Origin of the sequence: Hugenholtzia roseola DSM 9546, from assembly GCF_000422585.1 — a bacterium.
Lineage (GTDB): Bacteria > Bacteroidota > Bacteroidia > Cytophagales > Bernardetiaceae > Hugenholtzia > Hugenholtzia roseola.
Genome location: NZ_AUGI01000042.1, coordinates 45,950 through 66,945, shown reverse-complemented (window position 1 = coordinate 66,945; position 20,996 = coordinate 45,950). Strand labels below are relative to the sequence as shown.

The following is a 20,996-nucleotide window of genomic DNA, read 5'->3' as shown; positions in this document are numbered from 1 at the left end:
TTTTCCTGTCGGACAAAAAAAAGTTGATAAATAAAGTTGGTTTTATCTACATAAACCATTTCTTTATTTCTCATTTGTGCAAAATCTTGTTCGCCTAATGGCAATTTGGGTAGGTTGTGGTTCATTTTTATTTTTTGATTGAAGATACAAAAAATAGGACAGAATCGCTAAGAAAAATTGAGCGGGGATAAAAAAAGCCATTTCCGTAGGAAACGACTTTTTTATTTGTACTATAAAAATAAGTTTTTTAGCAAAATTCTAATAGTAGCTATTCAACATGACAGGCATCACGAGCATCAAAATATCCTCTTGTGAGTCTGTTTCGGAAGGCACAAGGAGGGCAGCGCGATTAGGCTCTGAAAAAGAGAACTTCACCTGTCCCGCTTCCAAATGTCCCAACATATCGATAAGGAATTTGGCATTGAATCCGATTTCGAAGTCTTCGCCTTCAAATTCGCAAAGCAAGTTTTCTTTGGCAGAGTTTGAAAAATCTAAGTCTTCGGCGTTGATGGTAAGGGTGTCGTCCGAAAGTTTGAGGCGCACTTGGTTGGTAACCTTATTGGCGTAGATGATGCTTCGCTTCAAACTGGCGAGCATTTTTTGGCGGTCGATGGTCAGATTGAGGGCGTTATTGTAGGGGATAACGTTCTCATAATCAGGGAAACGCTCATCGATAAGGCGACAAATCATATTGATATTGCCGAAAGTAAAAGCGGCATTTTTTTCATCAAAAGCGATTTGTATTTCCTGCGCCGCATCAGAGGGAAGGGCATTTTTGAGCTGCTCTAAGGCTTTTCCCGGAATGATAAAAGAGGCTTCTTGGCTTGCACCTACGCCATTTCTGCGGTAGCGCACCAAACGGTGTGCGTCGGTAGAAACGAAGTTGGTGTGTCCGTCGCGCACTTGCACAAAGACCCCGTTCATGGCAGGTTTCAATTCGTCGGTGCTAATAGCGAAAAGGGTGTAAGAAATTGCACTTGCCAAAACGTCGGAAGTTAGGTGCAGCGTATTTTCGTTACCTACTTCGGCAGGGCTTGGGTAGTCTTCGCCGCTTTCGCCTGTGATTTTGTAGTTACCACTTTCAGCCGTAATCTCGATGGTGGCATTTTCGGGGTCTATGGTAAAGCTGATGGGCTGCTCTGGGAGGTTTTTGAGCGTATCCAAAAGCATTTTGGCAGGAACGGCAATATTTCCATCTTCGTCGGCTTCCACATTCATCTGCGCAATGACCGAAGTTTGCAAATCGGAAGCCGTGATAGTCAGCACGCCTTGTTGAATATCAAATAAAAAGTTTTCTAAAATAGGAATGACCGCATTGCTGGGTACAGCCCCTTTGAGCGCGTTTAGCTGGCGGAGCAGCTGCGCGGAATTGATGATAAACCTCATGTGGCTTACGATTTTGGAGTGTTAGATTTTTTTAAAATAGACAACAAACATAGCAATTTTTTTTCGAAAAAGCCCCCTTTGGAACATTTTTATCAATTTTTTAGTTCGCTCGCACTTATCGAAAAACCTTTTTCACTATCTTGCCTACTGTATTCCTAAAAATTAAAAATATGAACAATTTAAACCTTACAGATGCGAAAAAAAGTAAAACTATCATTGGCAGAATCGAACGCATTGCCCTGCCTGATTTAGCCCTTTTTCAACTTGATGCCAAAATAGACACAGGGGCTTATACAAGTTCGCTGCATTGCCATTCTATTCAGGTTTTGGAAAAAGATGGGGGCAGGGTTTTGTCTTGTTTTTTATTAGACCCTTCTCATCCTGCTTATCAAAATGAACCGCTTTTTTTTAAAAAATTCGCTCAAACGCGCGTCAAAAGTTCGAATGGGCAACTTCAAGAACGTTTTAAAGTCAAGACGCAGATGCAACTGGGCAATCACCTTTTTAAGGTAGAATTTACTTTGAACGATAGGAGCGATATGCGCTATCCTATTTTATTGGGTAGGAAGGTGCTTTCGAAGCGTTTTTTAGTAGATGTGGCGAAAAAATATTGTCTTTAAGTTTTTATTGATACTTAAAAAATAAGTGTAGAATATGTATTTTCATAAAAGTCATAAAGCCCTTACTTGGGTCTTCCCTTGTCTGCTTTGGCAGAAAAAGACGGCAGAGAAAGAGATTTTTCTCACCTTTGATGATGGTCCTATTCCCGAAGTTACCGAATTTGTGCTTGAAAATTTAGCCCTTTATCAGGCAAAGGCTACTTTTTTTTGTGTGGGCGATAACATCAAAAAGCACCCCGATATTTTTGCAAAGGTAGTAGAGGCAGGGCATACCGTAGCCAATCACACCTTTCATCATCTCAACGGTTGGCAGACACAGGCTACTCTTTATTGGGAAAATATAGAAAATTGCACCCAAATTATACAAAAAGAAACAACAAATATTCTTTCTCAAAAGGCTGCGCCTGCGGTTCGCTATTTTCGCCCTCCCTATGGGAAAATGACCCCTGCACAGGTAAGAACGGTTGCGCAACACTATCAAATTGTGATGTGGGACGTGCTAACGGGCGATTTTGATGCCCAACTAAGCCCCCAAGCCTGTTTGGAGGTGGCGTTGGGCAATACCGAAGCAGGGTCTATCGTTACCTTTCACGACAGTTTGAAGGCGCGGCGCAATCTGGAATACGCGCTGCCACTTTTTTTGCAGCACTTTCACCAAGAAGGGTATCTTTTTAGCAAGCTATAAAATCTTTCACAAAAATCTTTCACAAAGCCAAACCCGACTTTGGGCAAGTAAAAAACCACTTTGGTAAAAATAGACTTTTGCGTACTTTTTTTTATCCTTAAAATTGCATATCCTTTTGATGGGAAAACGAAGATGCTTCCCTATTTGCTTCTAATATTATTTCTTTATTCTCTCAAATCTTTTGAATATGCAAATCAAATCAATTCTTTTCGCTATTCTTGGTGCTTTCTTTTTTGTTTTTTCTTTTTCAGAGCAGGCAGCAGCGCAAACGAAAAAAACTTTCGATAACGCTTACGGCTTAGTAGGTACACGCAGCCTAAAATTGCAATGGTTGGGCGAAAAAATGGGCAAAGTCAAGATACAACACGAGGGCGAAGGCGAATTTTCCATCGAGGGCAGCGTGGAAAGCAATGGCGACTATTGCGTCATTTCGGGTACGCTCCTTCCTATCGACGCAAACCGTTTTCGCTTCGAAGGTATTATCAGAACGCGCGTGAGTTTTATCAACAATGGTCAGGAGTGCCTCAAAGAGGCTACTTTGGAAAATGCTTTTATTTTTGAAAAGAAAAATGGAAGAAAATACTACCGTTTGCAACAGATGGAAAACTGTGAAGGCAACAACGTGGTAGATTACGTCGATGTGTTCGAATTTTAGGCACTTCTGCGGCGGCAATATTTTTTAGCATACCTTTTGCCTTTGCTTGTTTCTCTTACTTGCTTCAACTTTCATAGCGAAGGGCTTAGTCCTTCGCTATGCCAAAATAAAATCTTTATGAAGGTTCAAAAAATGTCTTTTATCTATGGCAGCCGTCTTTTTTTGATAGTCTTCTTGCTGCTTTTTTGGGTGGCAATCAAGCCTATGTCTTTTGCAAAGACAGAGCCTTTTTTTGTGCAAGCACAAGATTTTGGCGCGTATTGGGTAGGATTAAAGGAAAGTCTTTTGCAGGAAGAAAAAAATTTGGTCGCAAATCAGTATATCAATTATCCTTTTTATTTTTATCAAAATACCTTTCAAAACTCTACTGAATTTTTAGCAGAATATGAACAAGTTTTTAGTCCCGAACAGATAGCGGCTTTGGTTATGATTTTTGAAAGTGATGTTACAAAAGAGGGACAAGGGGCGGTTCTAAACCTTAGCAGTATGCAAAGGCGTTATTTTTTCAAAAAAGTAGGAACGGGGTGGCGTTGTACCAAAATTGAAAAAATGTAAAAAAATTAAGTTAAATAAGTAATATTTTTAAAAATATAAGAAAGTTAGAACCCTAAGAAATTAGAACCCTAAGAAATTAGAACCCTAAGAAATTAGAACCCTAAGAAATTAGAACACAGATTAGACCGATTAAAGTAGCCTACACCGATATACAATTTTTACCTTGCTTTGTGCAAAATTTGTCCAATCTGTTCAATCCATGTTCTAAAATAAACCGAAAAGCTCTCACAAAATTACGCCCACTCGATGTTGGCGATACGTACCAATTTGATTTTATTTGTAATAATAATTTCTTTACCTTTCAAATCAATTGCATTTTCAGATTTCAATTCTGCCAAATAACGAATCACCGTTTCGGGTGCAGTACCAATCAGATTGGCGATATCCTCGCGCGTGAGGCGAATATTAAGAGCCTGACTTTTGGGTAGTGTGCCATACGTGCTTTGCAGTAAAAGCAGCACTTCGGCTAATCGCTCCCGCACCGTCTTTTGCAGCCAGTTGGTCAGACGGTTTTCCATATCGTTCATATCCGACGACATCAGTTGCATCATCTTTTTGGGAAATTCGCGCACATCTTCGAGCAGGTGCAAGAAGTTTTGTTTGGGTATGAAACAGACTACGACATCTTCTAAGGCGATGGCAGAGATATTATACATCTCGCCGCTTAGAATGGCATTGTAGCCCAAAATGTCGCCTTGGCGGATAAGGCGCACAATTTGCTCCTTGCCGTCTATGCCCGTCTTGACAAGTTTTACATTGCCTTGATAGATGCAATGCACACCGAAGGGACGCGCACCCTCGAAAAAGAGATGCTGCCCTTTTTTGTATTGATTACAGCCTTTATTGGCAGAAAGCTCGGCGGCTTGTGTGGTGGTGAGGTCGCAAAAGACCGAATGTTGGCGCACGCTACATTGGTCGCATTGTGGAAATTCCATGGGTTGTTTTCGCATGACGTGAGTTTGGGGTTTGGTATTATTGTGGCTTTTATTTCTGTCTAACTTTGTTGAGGTTTTGAGGGTCATAAGTTCAACAAAAGTTGTGCTATTGAAATAAAAACTACATAAATATACGAAACCTATCGGCAAGGTACGAAAAAAAGCGTGTTTTTTGAAAGTCAAACCGAAGATAGTCCCATTTGGATAGAAAAATGGAACTTTTCTCTGCGTCAGAAAAGAATTTTTAGCCTAAAATTCCACTTTCTAACCTTCTCTTTTGAAAGGGGCAGTGATGTTAAATTCTAAAAATTAGGTTCGAATGTAGGGAGAAGGAATTGCCTTGTCCGCCGTGAGATTGAAATAAAAAAGGGTTTTCATACTTAAAAGAAGGATTCTGCCCAAATTTTATTTCGTGTCAAATTTGATAAAACAAGGCTTTTCACAAAACTTAACCTGACTGAACTAAAAAGTTTGGGCAAGCCTGCGAAGGCACAAATCCTCTCTTGTGGCTTGTATTTGGGTAGCGCGTCTTTTTTCTTAATTTCTCAAAATTTAGCCTTCACTTTTGGGCTTTCTGACAAATATTTTTTTAATTTTACGAAACTTAGCCTATCTTTCCAAAAAGCTATCCATCTAACGAAACAGAACATGTCAAAAGCAACTTCTTCCAATGCCAAAAGAGTTACGACCCACCTGCTGCAAGAGATGAAACTGCGGGGCGAAAAAATCTCGATGCTCACTGCCTACGATTTTTCGATGGCTAAAATTTTAGACAGCGGGGGGATAGATGTACTGCTCGTCGGCGATTCGGCTTCTAATGTCATGGCGGGTCATGAAACAACGCTCCCCATTACCTTAGACCAGATGATTTATCACGCCAGTGCCGTCGTGCGAGGTGTGCAAAGAGCCTTAGTCGTCGTCGATATTCCCTTTGGCTCTTATCAGGGCAATTCGCGCTTGGCTTTGGAATCTGCCGTCCGTATCATGAAGGAGTCGGGCGCACACGCCGTCAAGATGGAAGGGGGCGAAGAAATCAAGGAATCTATCACGCGCGTACTTTCCGCAGGCGTACCCGTCATGGGGCATTTAGGGCTTACCCCACAATCTATCTACAAATTTGGCACTTATAGCGTCCGCGCTCGCGAAGAAACCGAAGCCGCCAAACTCATAGAAGACGCTAAAATATTGGAGGAATGTGGCTGTTTTGCCATTGTTTTAGAAAAAATACCCTCTAAATTGGCGGCAAAAGTCGCAAAAGCCGTACAAATTCCGATTATCGGAATTGGCGCAGGCGCAGGCGTAGATGGGCAGGTACTCGTTACACACGATATGCTCGGCATTACGCAAGATTTTCACCCCCGTTTTCTTCGCCGTTATGCCGACCTTGCAGGCATCATGAAACAAGCCGTAAGCCAATACGTCGAAGATGTAAAAGCCATTAGCTTTCCTACCGAAGAAGAAAGTTATGAATAGAAGCGCGAAAAAAGCAAAAAAATAAATATAGATTCTATCTATATGCTTATAGAAAATATCAGTTTGGTTGATAGCCAAACTCGTTGTACTTTTGTGTGATATAGACAAATAAACATACTTTCATATTTATAAACTCACTTTGTATCGATGGAAAATCTCAACAAAGAAGCCAACTTTATGCCTCGCATTGGCGATATTGCGCCTGATTTTGAGGCAGTTACGACCATAGGCAAAATCAAGTTTTCAGATTTTGCTAAGGATAAGTGGGTTGTGATGTTTTCGCACCCTGCCGATTTCACCCCCGTCTGCACAACAGAAATGAGCGGTTTTGCCCTCAATCAGGAAAAATTTGCGGCACTCAATACCGACCTTATCGGACTTAGCATCGATAGTATTCATTCGCATTTGGCTTGGGTCAATAATGTGCGTGAAAAAACAGGTGTGTATCTAAACTTTCCTATCATTGCAGATATTGATATGAAAGTTTCTAAATTATACGGCATGTTACAACCCAACGAAAGCGAAACTGCCGCCGTCAGAGCTGTCTTTTTCATCGACCCTGCGAAAAAAATTCGCCTTATTATGTATTATCCGCTCAATGTAGGCAGAAACATGGACGAAATCTTGCGCGTTTTGGAAGCCTTACAATTTGCTGATACACACAAAGTGGCGATGCCTTTAAATTGGCGCAAAGGCGATAAGGTAATTGTGCCACCGCCTAAGACTTTGGCTGAAATGGAGGCGCGTATTGCCGATACTTCTTGTGAAAAAGTAGATTTTTATTTGGCTAAAAAATCTATTTAAACATAGAAAAGTAGATTGGTAGGGACAAGGCACCGCCTTGTCCTTATTTTACCTGAAGTAAGGTTGTGTTTTCATGCCTAAAATAGAACTTAATTCAAATTCTATTTTATGTCAAATTTAAGATATAAAAATTTGCACAAAACTTAGTATTGTGATATAAAGTTCTGTTACTTTACTAAAAATTTATTCTTTTCAAAAATAAAATTTAAAGTATGATTCTTAGCCTCGAAACGGCAACTTCGGTCTGCTCGATTGCCCTGCATGATGCAGAAGGTAATTTAATAGCCTTACAAGAAATACACCAAAAACAGGTACATGCCGAAAAGCTGACCGAGATGATTGCCGCCCTTTTGAAAGCGAATAACCTGATTTTCAAAGACTTATCCGCCATTGCCGTTTCAAAAGGAACAGGCTCTTACACAGGCTTGCGCATTGGCGTGGCTACTGCCAAAGGGCTTTGTTTCGCGCTTGATGTGCCACTGATTGGCGTTTCCACCTTAGCGGCTTTAGCCTTGCAGGGGCTTCAAACTTTGGAGTCGCTTTCGCCTTTGTGCCTTCAAAAAAATACAGACGCGCTGCTTGTGCCGATGATTGATGCACGCCGTATGGAGGTCTTTCAGGCTTTTTTCGAAGCCGAATCAGCCCAAAATTTAGAAACTGACAACATAACCAAAATGCCAAAAAGTTATCTTTTAAAGGAAATAGCTCCCCCCTCTGCCCAAATTTTAGACCCCACTACCTTTGATTTGCTTTTAGAAAAGTACCAAAAAATATATCTTATTGGAAAAGGAGCAGAAAAAGCACGCCCACTTTATGCCCCAGAGCAGGCGCGTATTTTTTTTCTACCGCTGACTACTTCGGCTAAAACCGTTGGTAAAATTGCGGCGCAGGCATATCAGAAGCAACAATTTGAAGACCTCGCCTACTTCGAGCCTTTTTATCTCAAAGATTTTATGGCAACTATTTCTACTAAAAAACTATTGTAAAACCTGTTTTCTATCTCAAAATGACGCTCATAAAAGAAAAAAAGAAAATTATTGCCATTAGTCAAACACTAAGGTCTTTTCTAAAAAAATACAATCGCGAAATTAGTTTGCCTATCGGCTATGAAGATTTAACCCGTTATACCAACGCGATTCCACTCTACAACCAAAAAGGCGAAGATACACTTTGGGTTACGGTCTTTTACAGTCCTTCTGATATGACATTATTATATGAAGGATTAAAGAAAATTTATGCTATTTTAAAGTCTGATGGCGACCTTTCCGTCATGCAGCACCTCTATGTGGATAGGATAGACCTCTGCACTTATGGCAATACGCAGCCTTTTCGCGTCCGTATTGTAAATAATATAAATGATAATTTTGATTATTTTTATATAAAAAAAGCTGACGCTTCAAGGGTCTATGGTTTGGAATGGGAAGACTTGCTTTCTCCCAATCGCATTAGTTATGTCGTTGATAATCAGACGCTTATAGAAGAACATATTATCGGTGTGCCTGCTCATGAGTTTATGCGTTATCAATTAGACCAAATTCGGCGTTTTGATGAAATTCGTTTGGCAAAAGAGTTTGTCAAGTTCAACGAGCGTTGTTTTGTGCGGCTTTTGGGGGATATGCATGCCAATAATTTTGTTGTCGTCATTACACCTGACTTCGAAGAATCGCATTTTCGCTTGCGTGCCATCGACTTCGACCAGCAAAGTTATGAGGGCAAACGTTCTGTTTATATGCCCAAATATTTTAAAGAAAACAATCCAATTATCGAAATCGGTTTGCGCACCATGACCCCCGAAACCACGCGCCAATATCAGCGTGAGGAACGCGCCATGATAGCGCAGCGCATCAAAGCCTCTTATGGTTCTGTTCAAGATTTGCTTCGCGTCATGAACCTCGATAGCCTTTCTACGCCTGAAAAAGTGCAAACCTTACGCGAAGAATTAGCCGCCTACTATCAGAAGCCTATCTTTTTAAAGTGTCAGAATATGGCACAATTACTAAAAGAGAGCCTACGTCTTTTATTTTAAACCCTCAACAAAACTGCCTATTTTTGATATTTTGTCAAACTTTTGTATCTTTGTTTTGCCTGATAATAAGGCTCTTCCTGATTATTGGTCTTTAAAATAATACAAAATTAATGCAAAATATAGATGAACCTAACGAACCTTCAAAAGTGGAAATTCCTTCGCCGCCCGAAAGCTATCAATTAGTAGCTTGTCCGCTTTGTAAAAGAGAGGAGGCTTTGCGATACGAAGCGCGTTATCCTTTGGCGGTCTGTCCCGTTTGTGTTGGGCAAATTACAGATAATAGCGGTCGTCGTTTGGTTTTTTATGAAGACGCGCTTCTGGGTTTTACAGGTTATTATCCTGATAGTCAGGGCAAAGAGTACTACAAAAGCCGTTTTTGTTACGTCAAAGGCGTGCGCTGTTGGGCAGAAGTAATGCGTTTTGGCGGAATCGTCATTCAAATTTATCAAGAAAAAACATAACTCTATTTTTCTAAAAATGAAAAAAAATAACTTATTCTTAGCTTTTTCCGCTTTTTTATTTTGCGGAAGCCTTCTTTGGGCTTGTCAAAGTCAGAAAACTGCAAGCCGCTACCCAAACGAAAGTAGTGAGTTGGCATTGCTCATGCGCCAAATGTGGGACGATACTGATAAGATGAAACAGCAAATTGTTGCCCAAAAAAGCTTTGATGATGTGCGTAGTTCTTTTGTTAAAATCAAAACGGCTACGCCTACCGAGGCAGGTAAAATTGCTACTCCTGTCTATCAAGCCATGAGCGATATGTTTTTAGAACGCTTAGACAAAATGTATCAAAATCCGAAAAATGATGAAGAGTTGCTTAAAAACTACAATGCCTTAGTGCAAAGTTGCTTGCAATGTCATCAAAGCCAATGCCCCGGTCCGATGGTTAGAATTGAGAAGTTATTTATCAAATAAAGCACTTATTTGAGCTTTTCTAAAATAGATTCGGCATGTGCCAAAGATTTAAGCGAAATACGCCCCGTTGCCTCACTCACCTGATAGACCCCCAACTCATAGCGATTTGCTGGTTCTAATAAAAATGAAATGGTGCGGTCGGAAATGCTAATTTCGCCTTTTTGTGGCGTGCTATTTTCTATTGTAAAAGTACAATTCATTTTGCCATTGTTGGCACTTTCTACTTTCAAAATGTTAAGCCGTACAAAAGATAGCTCATTGGTGAGGCGATTGTATGCTTTTCCTTGATAAGTACCGACCAAAGACTGTTCCCAAACTATATCTTCTTCTGATGTATTTTGGGTAATTTGTTGGTCTGATGTTTGGTTTTGCAATATTTCAGTATTTTCAGTAGGTTGGTATTTTTTCCATATCCAAAAACCCCCTAAGGCAATCGCAAGAAAAATAACCCCTGAAAGCACAATCCAAATTAAACTTTTTGATGTTTTTTTAGTACCAACTTTTTCATCTTCACTATTCTTATCAAGATTATTTGCGTCTGAAGCAGGAGAAAGGGACTTGTTTTTGCTTTCATCTGCCGTCGATTTTTTATGACTATTAGGAAATTTAATGTTTAAACTTTGCAATGCTGCCTCCACATCAGCCGTTTCTATTTCCCATTGTTGAAGATGCGACTGTAATTCTTGATATTCGCTATCTGAAAGTGTAGAATTGGCGTAGTAGTGTTCGGAAATATAATATTTTACAAAATCATAGTTTTCTAAAATTTCAAACTCTTGCGTCTTTAAATAAGGCAGGACTTCTTGGTGCAGCCAATTATGCGTTTGGAGTGCCTTTTGATAGGATTTTTGCAGTATTTTATTTTCAAATTGAACAATTTGAGAAGCCATCTTTTCCCAATCTAAACTAAAAAAAGCACGATTTTCAGAAAAGGAAAAAGACGTTTTTTCTATTTCTTCTTTTGTATGATTTTCTGTTTCGTTTCCACCTTCAAAAGGCGAAGGAATAAAAGCCTGTTGGGTAGCTGCTTCTGCTGCCAAATTAGACACTTGTAGCGAAATCATTTCTCTTGTATTTAAAAAAGAAAATTTATCACTTTCTAAGTTCTGATTTAAACTTTCATATAAATAGGGCTGCTTTTTTAAGTTATCGCCCACTAAATAGAGCTGCGCAATAGGGGTTTGTGCATTGAGCCGCTGCAAATGTTCCAACATCTCTGTTGTTAGGCTTTCTATCGTCGTGAGCGAATTTTGCAGTGGTATTTTTTCGTAGGAATGGGGCGTAAAATAATGTAAGAATATCGCCTCTTTTTCTTTTTTTTCTAAGGCTTCTAATACGGCATAAGGTTGATAGGACGCGCCTTTGGGCAGATAGCGAAGGGCTATTTGTGGCTCTCTGTTGGCTTGGTCAAAATTGTTTTCTGTTAAAAAATTAAAAAAATCTTGTGGAAATTTATCTAATGAAACATGAGATAAAATCTGGATAGGAATTTGGTCTATTTGTCCGTATTTTTGTAAATATTGCTGCTTGATTTGCGCCAAATCTGTTTTTAGTAAATGCGCATAGGGAAATTGGCGGCTTAATACCTGAAAAGATACCTTTTTTGCAATATTGATAAAAAAATCATCATAAAAAACACTTGATCCTTTTTCAAAATCTTCTATCTGATGGGGAAAACGCGCTTCTATAACTGTACCTTGTGCCAAAAAAGAGAGCGGGAAAAGTGTGCGTCCTTCTATTTCGAGAAAATTGACCTCCCCATCTACAACGGTTGTGGCACTCCAAAAGCTATCCGCAAAAAAAAGGTACAATAGGGGAAGAGAAGAAAGCTGCGTCATTTTGAGTAAAATTTTAGGTAGAGTTCTATAAAAAGAGGAGGGCGAAGGATTAGATTTTTGAAGTAAGTTTTTGGCTGATTTTTCATTTTTGTCAGCCTGAAATTCCTTGATTCAATTCGACCTTAAAGATAAAGACTCTGCGCCGTATCTCAAAAAATAAAGATAGGCTTTTGAAAAAATAAGCGCGAATTTTTATCTTTTGTAGCATAAAAATCATTTTTGCCTAACCAAAAGCAAGACAATGTGTTATCTTTGAGGGACTGTTCCGTGCTGCTTCCTCGCTGCCTGCTAAACTTCCTATTTGTCGATTTTTATACAAAAAAGAAAACCAAATGGATATTCAAAATAACCCTTATTTAGTTTCTATACAAAACAAAATCGCGCCTATTTGCGCCGAAATTGCGCATCACGATTTGTATAAAAAAATAAAAAATATTGAAGATTTAAAACTTTTTATGCAATCGCATGTCTTTGCCGTTTGGGATTTTATGTCGCTTCTAAAAGGTTTGCAACGTGAGCTTACCTGTGTGGAAGTTCCTTGGATACCCAAAGGCAGCCCTTCTACTCGCGCCCTTATCAATGAAATTGTCTTGGGCGAGGAGTCGGATACAGATGCAGAAGGCAATGTTTTGAGCCATTTTGAGCTATATTTGCAAGCCATGACACAAATTGGGGCAGATACAAAGCCGATTTTGCAGTTTTTAGAACTTCTTAAAGCAGGCAAAAGTACAGAGGTGGCACTGCAAATGGTAGAGATTCCTGCCTCGGTTCGTCAGTTTGTAACTTATACTTTTGAAGTAATAAATAGTAAAAAAAGCTACCTGCAAGCAGCGGTCTTTACTTTTGGAAGGGAGGATTTAATTCCAACTATGTTTTTGAATATTGTAAAAGATTTAGACGAAAAATTTAATGATACAGTTTCTATTTTTAAATATTATTTAGAGCGACATATCGAGGTAGATGGCGACCATCATAGCCATTTAGCCTTAGCCATGACTGCGGAACTTTGTGCTGATGACGCTCAAAAATGGGCAGAGGCAGAGGCGGCGGTTGTGAAAGCCCTACGATTGCGCCGCCAACTTTGGGACGGAGTAGAGGCGCAAATCGGTGCGAAAAAAGTAGCAGTTGTATCAATCTAATAAAACTTAATTTTTTATAGAAAATTCAACAAAGTTTGTGCCTTCACCATTCAAAGGCATAGGCTCACTTTTTTGTCGGGCGAGATGTGCTTTTTCATTGCCAAATTTTGTATTTTTAGCAAAATTTGGCAATATTTAGCTCGCTGCCTTTGCCCAGAGGGGGCATTTTAGGATTTTGCCACCAGCAAAAACCATATCTTTTTACAAATTTATTTAGTTTTGATAACAATAAATTGATTTTTATGAAAATTACACAACAACTATACAGTAGCAACCTAACCCTTTTGACTGATTTGTACCAACTTACGATGGCGTATGGCTATTGGAAATCGGGCATGGCAGACAAGAAGGCTGTTTTTAACCTTTATTTTCGCAAAAATCCCTTTCAAGGGGGCTATGCGATTGCTTGTGGTTTGGATTATGCTATAGATTTTATGGAAAATTTTGAAATTAGTGCCGAAGATGTGGCTTATTTGGCTGCCTTAGATGGCAATGATGGCAAACCGCTTTTTGAGTCGGGCTTTCTGGCGTATTTGCAAGCTATGAAATTTGATTGTGATATTGATGCCGTAAAAGAAGGAACGCTGGTTTTTCCCAACGAACCCTTAGTGCGCGTGCGTGGCGGTTTGGTGCAGTGTCAGTTATTGGAAACACCACTTTTAAATATGATAAATTTTCAAACTCTTATTGCGACAAAAGCATCAAGAGTTTGTTTGGCAGCGCAAGGCGAACCTGTTTTAGAGTTTGGATTGCGACGTGCGCAAGGCATTGATGGCGGCTTGGCAGCGTCAAGGGCGGCTTATATCGGCGGCTGTGCGGCTACTTCGAATGTTTTGGCGGGGCGGCTTTTTGGAATACCGCTCAAAGGCACGCATGCGCATAGTTGGGTCATGTCTTTTGGCGATGAAAAAGCGGCTTTTGAAGCCTACGCCGAAGCGATGCCCAATAATTGTGTCTTTTTAGTGGATACCTACGATACGCTCGAAGGGGTAAAAAATGCGATTGAAGTGGGAAAAAGCCTCAAAGCAAGAGGGCATCAGTTGGCAGGAATCCGTCTGGATTCTGGCGACCTTGCGTATTTGAGCATCGAGGCACGCAAACTTTTAGATGCAGCAGGCTTTGAAAGTACAGAAATTGTAGCAAGTAATGATTTAGATGAGCATATTATCAATAGTTTAAAACAGCAAGATGCAAAGGTGAGTGTTTGGGGAGTGGGTACAAAATTGGTTACGGCTTACGACCAACCTGCGCTTGGTGGCGTGTATAAATTGGCGGCGATTGAAGATGAAAAGGGCGAATGGGCGTACCGAATCAAACTTTCCGAGCAGGCTATCAAAATTTCAAATCCGGGGGTGCAGCAGGTGCGCCGTTTTTACCTCAATGGCGAAGCAATTTCGGATATGATTTATGATGAGCAGCAAATTGAGCAGGTGCAAAATCTCATCATAGACCCTTTGGATATGACGCGCCGCAAAATGATTCCAAAAGAAGCTACTTTTATTGAACTTTTAGAGCCTATTTTTAGAGGGGGCATCTTGCAGTATCAGAAAAAAACGCTCGAACAGACGCGAAAATATGTGCAGGAACAGTTTCAGACCCTACACCGAAGCATTACTCGTTTCACGAATCCACACGCCTATCCTGTGGGGCTTGAAAAACAACTTTTTGAATTAAAAACACAACTTATTATGGAACAACGCGAAAAAAAGACGCTTTCGTAGCCGTATTTTCGCCTCTTGTTTCAAAAGGCTATTTTGGGAAGATTCTTTTTTAAAGGCTTGATTTTCAAGGACTTTGAATATTTTTTTTCTAAATAGCCTTTTCCAAACCACACTTTTCTTATATTTTTACTCTAAACTCGAACCGTTTTGAATTTGGGACATAGTTGGAAAATAGTTTTTTAAAAGTTCTATTTCTTCTATGTTTTTATATAAAAAACGCAAAATCTTTGCCGTTTGCAGTGCAGAAGCTGCCATTTGTTCTAAATTTTGTACAATTCTTTCTCTGTATAACAAAAATTCAGGGTGAGAATCGTCTATATCTTTTTTGATACTTTTATAGCTTTGAAAAAATAAATCTATGACTTTGCTATTTCCGATTGTCCAATTAAAAAGCTCAAATGGTATATTTTCTAAAATCAAACTTTTATCTATCCAAATTTTTTGTTTTTCTTTTTCAACCTTAAAGACAAATTTCTCACTTCTTTCATCTCGCACTTTGCGCTCCAAAGAAAATGCGGCGGCGTTTTCTGCCTGTGCATGAAGCAAAAAAAGCCGTCTTCCTGCTTGTTCCAACTGTGGAAAGTTTTTAAGAAGCGGAATAAATGGTTCTTTTATCAGGTGTAAAATTGCATAAATATAATAAAAAAGAGCCTCTGGTGTGAAATTTTGAGCCGTAACCTGCACGCGCCCTTGCAATAAATCGGCTTCTTTTCTATCAAAATAATCTTCTATTGCTTCTAAGGCTAAGGCTGCATTTTTAAAGTAGGCTTCAAAAATTTGATACCCTTCGGTATTTTTAATACTTTTTTTACCAATTCTTTGAAAAGTCTTTTTTGCTTCTTCAAAATTTTTAGCTAAAGCCTGCATTTTTTTGCTAAATTTCTCCGAAGGTTGTTCTAAATTTTCTTGTATTAAGCGGTAAAGTTCCCTATCATTTTCCCAAATCGCCAAAGGGCGCAGGGCTTGAGCCAATTCTGCCCCTACCTGCACGTATTCCCACTCACCAAAATCGAGCAAAACGGCAAAATTCTGACGTTGGGTTTCGGCTTCTATGCGTATTGGTTTGAGATAATAATTTCTAATCTTATTGTAAGTTTTGAGGTTGAAAAAGCTCAAATCATCGAAGGGGAGCAATTCAAAAAAAGCCTTTTCTGCAAATTGCGAAGAAACGGCACTCTTGTCTATTGCCCAAACACTGCCCGACTGAGGAAACCAAAGTAGAGCTTTTTGATAGTTTTTATTTTCTACAAAATCATTATCGGCTTTCCAAAATTTAGCCACAAAGGGAGCAGCCAAAAAAGGCACAACTAAGGGCTTTTGTGCAGCCTTGACGGGCGCAGCTTCTTTTTTCTGTTGCGCCCAAAGGGTGAGAAAATCGTCAGTAGGGGGAGAGGGCGTTGTGGCAGGTGGCGAACTTTGCAAGATTTCTTTTTCAAAAAATACTTCCAAATCTTTTCTATTCCAAGCCGTTAGGGTTTCTTTTTTCTCGAAAATGGGTTCAAAAGTTTGTTTGAATAGGGCTTTTTCTGTGCCAAAGAGAGGCACTAAGGGAAATTCGAACTGGTGGGTTGGCTGCCACAAGTGCGCCTTATCGGGCTGTAAAGATTGCCATTCTAAGGCTGAAAGGGGGGCAGGAAAGGTATCGATTGCCTGATAAAAGATTTTATTCTGTGTTAAATCTTTGATTTCTTTTTTTATCCAAATACTTAATGCTATATCTTCTTCTTTCCAATCTAAAATATAGATTTTATGAAATTCTTTCTGCCAATTTTTGCGTAAGTTTAGGAAACTACTTTCTACTAAAAACTGCCTATCCGAAAGAAAAAACAAGACTCCGCCGCGCCAATCTAAGCGGTCTAATGCCCATTGTAGCCAAGAGAGAAAATGTAAGTTTTGGGGCAAAAAAGGCGATTTATCTATTTTTTGTTGTAGCCGCCGTTCCATGCGCGTGGGAATTTTAGCACTTGGAGTCCAGGTAGGGAGTTTTAGAAAAAGGTGCGTGATAGGCGATTCACCGATTTTGCGAAGTTGTTTTTTTTGTGGTGAAAGTGGGTTTTGGAAAAAACTAACTTGCGATTTTAGTTCAGTTTTGCCACTAATTTGTGGAAAAAACAAGGGGTTTTGCAAGGATATTTGTCCTTGTGTTTGCGTTTGTTGTTTTAAAAGGCTAAAATAGTAGGTAGGCAGATGCAATTCGAGGCTAAAACTTTGTTTGAAAAAGTCTATATTTTTAAAGAAATCGCCTTTTGAAAAACTTAAATCTAAAATGTACTTATTGTATTTTTCTTTTTTGTTTTGGTTATTCAAAAAAAGTTCTTCATCAAAAAAAGTAAATTCTTCTGCTAACCAGTCTGTTAGGTTCGCCCATTTTAGGTCTAAGGCAGAGGTGGGTTCGTAGATATTAGCTAAAAACTGCTGAAAAAAGTCAAGTTTTTCTTTCCAACTTGCTTGCTGATACGAAATTTCGATGTTTTGCCATTCTTTATTGAGCGGCAGAAGGGTAGCAAAGCGCGTTTCTTCGGAAAGGGTTTCGGAAAGTTCTTCTAAGGTATTAAAAATAAAGTGATTTTCAAAAAAAGAAGGAAATAAGATTTGCAATACTTCGGCTAAAAGCAAGTGGTCGGCAAGATAATGTAATAAATAATCTTCTTTTAATGCAATATTAGGCGCAATTTCCCACTCTTTTTTAATAAATTCTATTTTTTGTTTAAATTGGATATTTTGTAAAAGCTCTATTTCGAGGAGCTTTTGCAGTTGTTTCAACGCCAATAAAAATGGATTGTCGGTTGCCATATTGTCGTTTGGTGGTCAGAGAGATTGCCTTGCCTGCACAAAATTACGATTTTTTTACGATAAACGAAAAGCAAGCCTTTGCGCCTACTTTTTTTGCTCAAAAGTAGGCGCAATCAAAAAATAAAGTTTTTTTAGTGTGCCAAAAAAAGGAAAAGCGTGGGTCTTTTGTGCAAATTAGGCTTAGATTCGGCGGCTGTGCGCCACTGCTTAATCGTTTGGGTCTTGATGTAGGCGTTTTTCGAAGTTAGGTCGGCGGCGATACAGAGGTCAGTTTTGGGTTGTAAGGTTTTGAGCAATTCTTCAAAAATTGCTTCGTTGCGATAGGGCGTTTCTATAAAAAGTTGCGTTTGATTTTGCTTTTTACTTTCACTTTCAAGGCGTTGCAACTCTTTTTTTCGCGCCTCGCTTTCTATGGGCAGATAGCCCTGAAAGGCGAATTTCTGACCGTTCAAACCCGAAGCCATCAAGCCTAAAAGGAGAGAAGATGCGCCAATAAGCGGCATCACGAGCCAATTTTGGGCATGTGCATAGCGTACAGCCAGATTACCGGGGTCGGCAATGCAAGGCACGCCTGCTTCCGACATTACGCCAATTTGACTTACTTGTGGATTCTTTTCAAAAAGTATTTTAAAAAATTGCTCTACATCTTGATAAGAAGTATTTTTATCTAATTGAAAAAAATGAAGCGTGTCTATCTCTTTTTCACGACAAACCCGACGAATGTAGCGGCGAGCGGTACGTAAGTTTTCTACCAAAAAAACAGAAGTTTGTTCAATGCTTTCCCTAATTTCAGGGCTTACAAAAAAAGTAGTTTCTGACGAAGCAAGGCTTTCATTTTCGGCAATGGGGAGCGGAATGAGATAGAGTTTTACCATAAATTTGTGTAACTTTGCCTTCTTTGAAGTCTATTTTTGGAAAAAGAAGCGTAGGCTCTCTCAACAAAATGCGTTTTCGAAGGCAGGAGATTTGATTTGAAGTCCAGACCTTTGGCAAAGATAGAGAAAAAGGCGGCTAAAAAACAAATGCGCTCTTTCGAATCTTATTATTAAAAAATCAAAACAAAACGATAAAATTATCTTCTTATGATGAAAAAAAAATATCCTTTTTCTCTTTCAAATTTGTTTTCTTGGGCATCTTTTTTCCTGCTGACGCTGCTTTTTAGTTGTATAGAGGAGAGTTTGCCCCCTCAACCTATCGAGCCTGATGCAGGGAGCGGGCGTTATGAAAAGGGCGTTTTTGTCGTTTGTGAGGGGAATTTTGGTTGGGGCGTGGCGACGGTTTCTTTTTTAGATGATAAAGAAGAAAAAGTTTTTAACAACATTTTTTCAAAAGCAAATCAAGGTGATTTGCTCGGCAATGTCGCCCAATCGATGGTTTTGCATCAAAATAGGGGCTATGTTGTGGTCAATAATTCTCAAAAAATAGAGGTGGTAGAGCCAAATACATTCAAAAGAATTGCGACTTTTGAAGGCTTCGTTTCACCCCGTTTCCTACTTCCTATTGATGCGCGAAAGGCATATCTGACCAATATTTTTCGCAACTTTTTTTACGTGATAGATTTGGAAAGTGGTGCAATTTTAAAAACAATAGAAGTAGGCTTTTGGACGGAAAATCTCTTACAAGTAGGGGAGCAGGTCTGGGTAGGAGCGCATGAGGCAGATAAAATTGCAATTTTTGAAACAGAAAATGATATGCCTATAAAATTTCTTACGGTAGGAAAGGGAGCTAAATGGTGGGCAAAAGATGCACAAAATCGGGTTTGGTTGCTCACAAAGGGGGCTTTGGCAGGTGAAAACGGACAGGCAGAATTGGTGTGCATCGATAGCAGGACTTTTGAAATTCGCGCCATCAAAAAATTTGAGGCTGGAGATAGGGTTAGTCAGTTGGCGATTGATGCGCAGCAGGAAACACTTTTTTATATACAAAATCAGAATCTTATCTCTTTGAATATCAACGATTTAACGGAAAATGTCTTGGTAGAAAATCTGCCCGCTACTTTGGTCTATAATTTGGAGGCACACCCAAAAGAGCCTTTTTTGTATCTTGCAGATGCGCTCGATTATGTGCAGGAGGGCTTAGTTTGGAAGTATGATAGCAGGAGCGGCGAACTTTTGGGGCGTTATTCCGTAGGGGTAATACCGCAGGATTTTTGTTTTCAACCCTAAAATGACAAACAAAAGCATTTTTGTCAAATTTTATTACTACTGTTTTATCACTACTATTTCGTCATTATTATTTTAGCAAAAACAAAAACATGAAAACGTCTATTTTTTCTACTTTCTTTCATACTTTTTCAATCGCTATTTTTTTTGCCTTTTATTTCGGTGCTTTTTCCTTTTCAGCAGTGCAGGCGCAGGGTTGTAGCGACGCAGGTTTCTGCACAATGGGGGCGATGCGTCCGAATCAGGCGTATCAGAAAAAGGACAAAATCGAGTTGCGCTCTTTGGAGATAAGCCAATATTATGGCAGGACGGTTTTCAAAGGCAATATTTGGGCTACCAATGTGGAAGCAAATTTTAGCTTGGGGAAAAAGTTTCTTTGGCAATTCAAACTCCCTTATGAAATTCACAGCGGACGTTTGGGTACGACGCAAGGTTTTGGCGACCTTTCTTTGAGCCTCACTTATTTAGCCTTACAAAAGGAAGCCTATCAAATCCAACTGACGGCAGGCACAAAAATTCCGACTAACCGCGCGAGCCTTTCTAATGAGCAGGGATTACCCTTACCGATGTACTACCAAACCAGCTTGGGGACGTATGATTTGGTCTTGGGAGCAGCCTTGCAGACGAAAAAATGGCTCTTGGCTACAGGTTTTCAGATGCCGATTTTAAACCAAAATGAAAACGCCTTCTTTTGGGGAGCTTGGCGCGATAGCCCACTCAAGCCCATTTCTGACCTCTATCCGCCTGCCCTGCACCTACGAAGGGGCAAAGATTTGATGTTGCGCCTTGAACGCAGTGTTCGTTTTTCACGCTTCAATGCCTACATAGGGGCTTTGGCTATTTATAGATTCAGTCAAGACCAGCGATTTACGCCCAACACAGAAGATTATGGCTTGGTGGAAGGCAGCAGAGGCTTGGTCTGCAATTTCCTTTCAGGCGTGGGCTATCGCTTTTCTACGCGCTACTCTTTGAGTGGACTTTTTGCCTACGCGCCCAAAGTTTTGCAGCGCGAAACAAATCCCGACGGTTTGGGGCGGCGTTTTGTTGTTTCTATGGCGTTTAAAAGAAATTTTTAATAAGTTTGAAAGGCGCAAGGAATGTTTCTGAAATGGCTGAAATGGCTTTATGAAAAAGCCTTGTGGTAGTTTTTTCACCTATTTTACAAACCGTTCAAAAATACTAACAATTCTTAAAAAACGCAAAAGAGTAGGGGCGAGGGGCTTTTTTTTCGTCTGCTTTGTAACGTAAATTTCACAAAACCGTAAATTTGCGCATACAAAATACTTAAG

Annotated in this window: 20 protein-coding genes; 14 read left to right on the top strand and 6 right to left on the bottom strand. The window is 39.6% G+C overall.

Annotated elements, in window-relative coordinates; genetic code table 11:
- Window positions 1–125 (bottom strand): AAA family ATPase (locus G500_RS26570; RefSeq protein ID WP_154657020.1); only part of this gene is annotated, 125 nt, incomplete at its 3' end.
- Window positions 126–258: 133 nt separating this feature from the next.
- Window positions 259–1,386: a DNA polymerase III subunit beta gene (gene dnaN, locus G500_RS0105025; RefSeq protein ID WP_027001791.1), complete on the bottom strand. Its 1,128-nt coding sequence runs from the start codon at window positions 1,384–1,386 to the stop codon at window positions 259–261.
- A gap of 170 nt (window positions 1,387–1,556) precedes the next feature.
- Here dnaN and G500_RS0105015 point away from each other — a divergent pair, with 170 nt between their 5' ends.
- The 4 genes from G500_RS0105015 to G500_RS0105000 all read left to right on the top strand — a co-directional run bounded on the left by G500_RS0105015 (window position 1,557) and on the right by G500_RS0105000 (window position 3,901).
- Window positions 1,557–2,006, top strand: a complete 450-nt coding sequence (locus G500_RS0105015) for an ATP-dependent zinc protease family protein (protein WP_051203291.1) — start codon at window positions 1,557–1,559, stop codon at window positions 2,004–2,006.
- A 34-nt stretch (window positions 2,007–2,040) separates the two neighbouring features.
- Window positions 2,041–2,691 carry a polysaccharide deacetylase family protein gene (locus G500_RS0105010; protein ID WP_027001789.1) on the top strand — a complete coding sequence of 217 codons (651 nt, stop codon included), beginning with the start codon at window positions 2,041–2,043 and terminating at the stop codon, window positions 2,689–2,691.
- 187 nt (window positions 2,692–2,878) lie between these two features.
- Complete coding sequence (locus G500_RS22375; RefSeq protein WP_051203290.1) at window positions 2,879–3,346, top strand: hypothetical protein; 468 nt, start codon at window positions 2,879–2,881, stop codon at window positions 3,344–3,346.
- 117 nt (window positions 3,347–3,463) lie between these two features.
- A complete protein-coding gene (locus tag G500_RS0105000; protein WP_027001788.1) occupies window positions 3,464–3,901 on the top strand; it encodes a hypothetical protein in 438 nt (145 codons plus the stop codon).
- 233 nt (window positions 3,902–4,134) lie between these two features.
- Here the strand turns inward: G500_RS0105000 and G500_RS0104995 are convergent, their stop codons facing one another.
- The gene (locus G500_RS0104995; protein WP_245574459.1) at window positions 4,135–4,923 is read right to left on the bottom strand and encodes a Crp/Fnr family transcriptional regulator; all 789 of its coding nucleotides are present in this window, start codon (window positions 4,921–4,923) and stop codon (window positions 4,135–4,137) included.
- A gap of 561 nt (window positions 4,924–5,484) precedes the next feature.
- Between G500_RS0104995 and panB the strand changes: the two genes are divergently transcribed.
- The 6 genes from panB (at window position 5,485) to G500_RS0104965 (ending at window position 10,054) form a co-directional block, all read left to right on the top strand.
- Window positions 5,485–6,309, top strand: a complete 825-nt coding sequence (panB, locus tag G500_RS0104990; protein WP_027001786.1) for a 3-methyl-2-oxobutanoate hydroxymethyltransferase — start codon at window positions 5,485–5,487, stop codon at window positions 6,307–6,309.
- 147 nt (window positions 6,310–6,456) lie between these two features.
- Complete coding sequence (locus tag G500_RS0104985) at window positions 6,457–7,113, top strand: peroxiredoxin (protein WP_027001785.1); 657 nt, start codon at window positions 6,457–6,459, stop codon at window positions 7,111–7,113.
- 212 nt (window positions 7,114–7,325) lie between these two features.
- Entirely contained in the window at window positions 7,326–8,099 is a 774-nt protein-coding gene (gene tsaB, locus G500_RS0104980) for a tRNA (adenosine(37)-N6)-threonylcarbamoyltransferase complex dimerization subunit type 1 TsaB (protein WP_027001784.1), read from the top strand.
- A 20-nt stretch (window positions 8,100–8,119) separates the two neighbouring features.
- Window positions 8,120–9,139 carry a hypothetical protein gene (locus G500_RS0104975; protein ID WP_027001783.1) on the top strand — a complete coding sequence of 340 codons (1,020 nt, stop codon included), beginning with the start codon at window positions 8,120–8,122 and terminating at the stop codon, window positions 9,137–9,139.
- A 110-nt stretch (window positions 9,140–9,249) separates the two neighbouring features.
- Complete coding sequence (locus G500_RS22370; protein ID WP_051203289.1) at window positions 9,250–9,600, top strand: hypothetical protein; 351 nt, start codon at window positions 9,250–9,252, stop codon at window positions 9,598–9,600.
- A gap of 16 nt (window positions 9,601–9,616) precedes the next feature.
- Window positions 9,617–10,054, top strand: coding sequence for a hypothetical protein (locus G500_RS0104965; RefSeq protein WP_027001782.1), 438 nt, complete (start codon window positions 9,617–9,619; stop codon window positions 10,052–10,054).
- A gap of 5 nt (window positions 10,055–10,059) precedes the next feature.
- On the opposite strand, the gene G500_RS0104960 is transcribed toward G500_RS0104965, so the two are convergent.
- Window positions 10,060–11,892 (bottom strand): hypothetical protein, encoded by a 1,833-nt coding sequence (locus G500_RS0104960; RefSeq protein WP_027001781.1) that lies wholly within the window; start codon window positions 11,890–11,892, stop codon window positions 10,060–10,062.
- Between the two features lie 332 nt (window positions 11,893–12,224).
- Here G500_RS0104960 and G500_RS0104945 point away from each other — a divergent pair, with 332 nt between their 5' ends.
- Both G500_RS0104945 and G500_RS0104935 read left to right on the top strand, forming a co-directional pair.
- Window positions 12,225–13,031: a DUF3050 domain-containing protein gene (locus G500_RS0104945; RefSeq protein WP_035756338.1), complete on the top strand. Its 807-nt coding sequence runs from the start codon at window positions 12,225–12,227 to the stop codon at window positions 13,029–13,031.
- A 242-nt stretch (window positions 13,032–13,273) separates the two neighbouring features.
- A complete protein-coding gene (locus G500_RS0104935; RefSeq protein WP_027001779.1) occupies window positions 13,274–14,752 on the top strand; it encodes a nicotinate phosphoribosyltransferase in 1,479 nt (492 codons plus the stop codon).
- Window positions 14,753–14,878: 126 nt separating this feature from the next.
- Here G500_RS0104935 and G500_RS0104925 read toward each other — a convergent pair whose 3' ends face one another.
- A complete protein-coding gene (locus tag G500_RS0104925; RefSeq protein ID WP_027001778.1) occupies window positions 14,879–17,545 on the bottom strand; it encodes a type ISP restriction/modification enzyme in 2,667 nt (888 codons plus the stop codon).
- Between the two features lie 131 nt (window positions 17,546–17,676).
- Window positions 17,677–18,420, bottom strand: a complete 744-nt coding sequence (locus G500_RS0104915) for an SAM-dependent methyltransferase (protein ID WP_027001777.1) — start codon at window positions 18,418–18,420, stop codon at window positions 17,677–17,679.
- A 207-nt stretch (window positions 18,421–18,627) separates the two neighbouring features.
- On the opposite strand from G500_RS0104915, the gene G500_RS0104910 reads away from it, so the two are divergent.
- Both G500_RS0104910 and G500_RS22365 read left to right on the top strand, forming a co-directional pair.
- On the top strand, window positions 18,628–19,710 hold the full coding sequence (locus G500_RS0104910; RefSeq protein ID WP_154657019.1) for a DUF5074 domain-containing protein: 1,083 nt from the start codon (window positions 18,628–18,630) through the stop codon (window positions 19,708–19,710).
- Between the two features lie 89 nt (window positions 19,711–19,799).
- Window positions 19,800–20,783 (top strand): hypothetical protein, encoded by a 984-nt coding sequence (locus G500_RS22365; protein ID WP_051203288.1) that lies wholly within the window; start codon window positions 19,800–19,802, stop codon window positions 20,781–20,783.
- The last annotated feature ends 213 nt before the right edge of the window (window positions 20,784–20,996 follow it).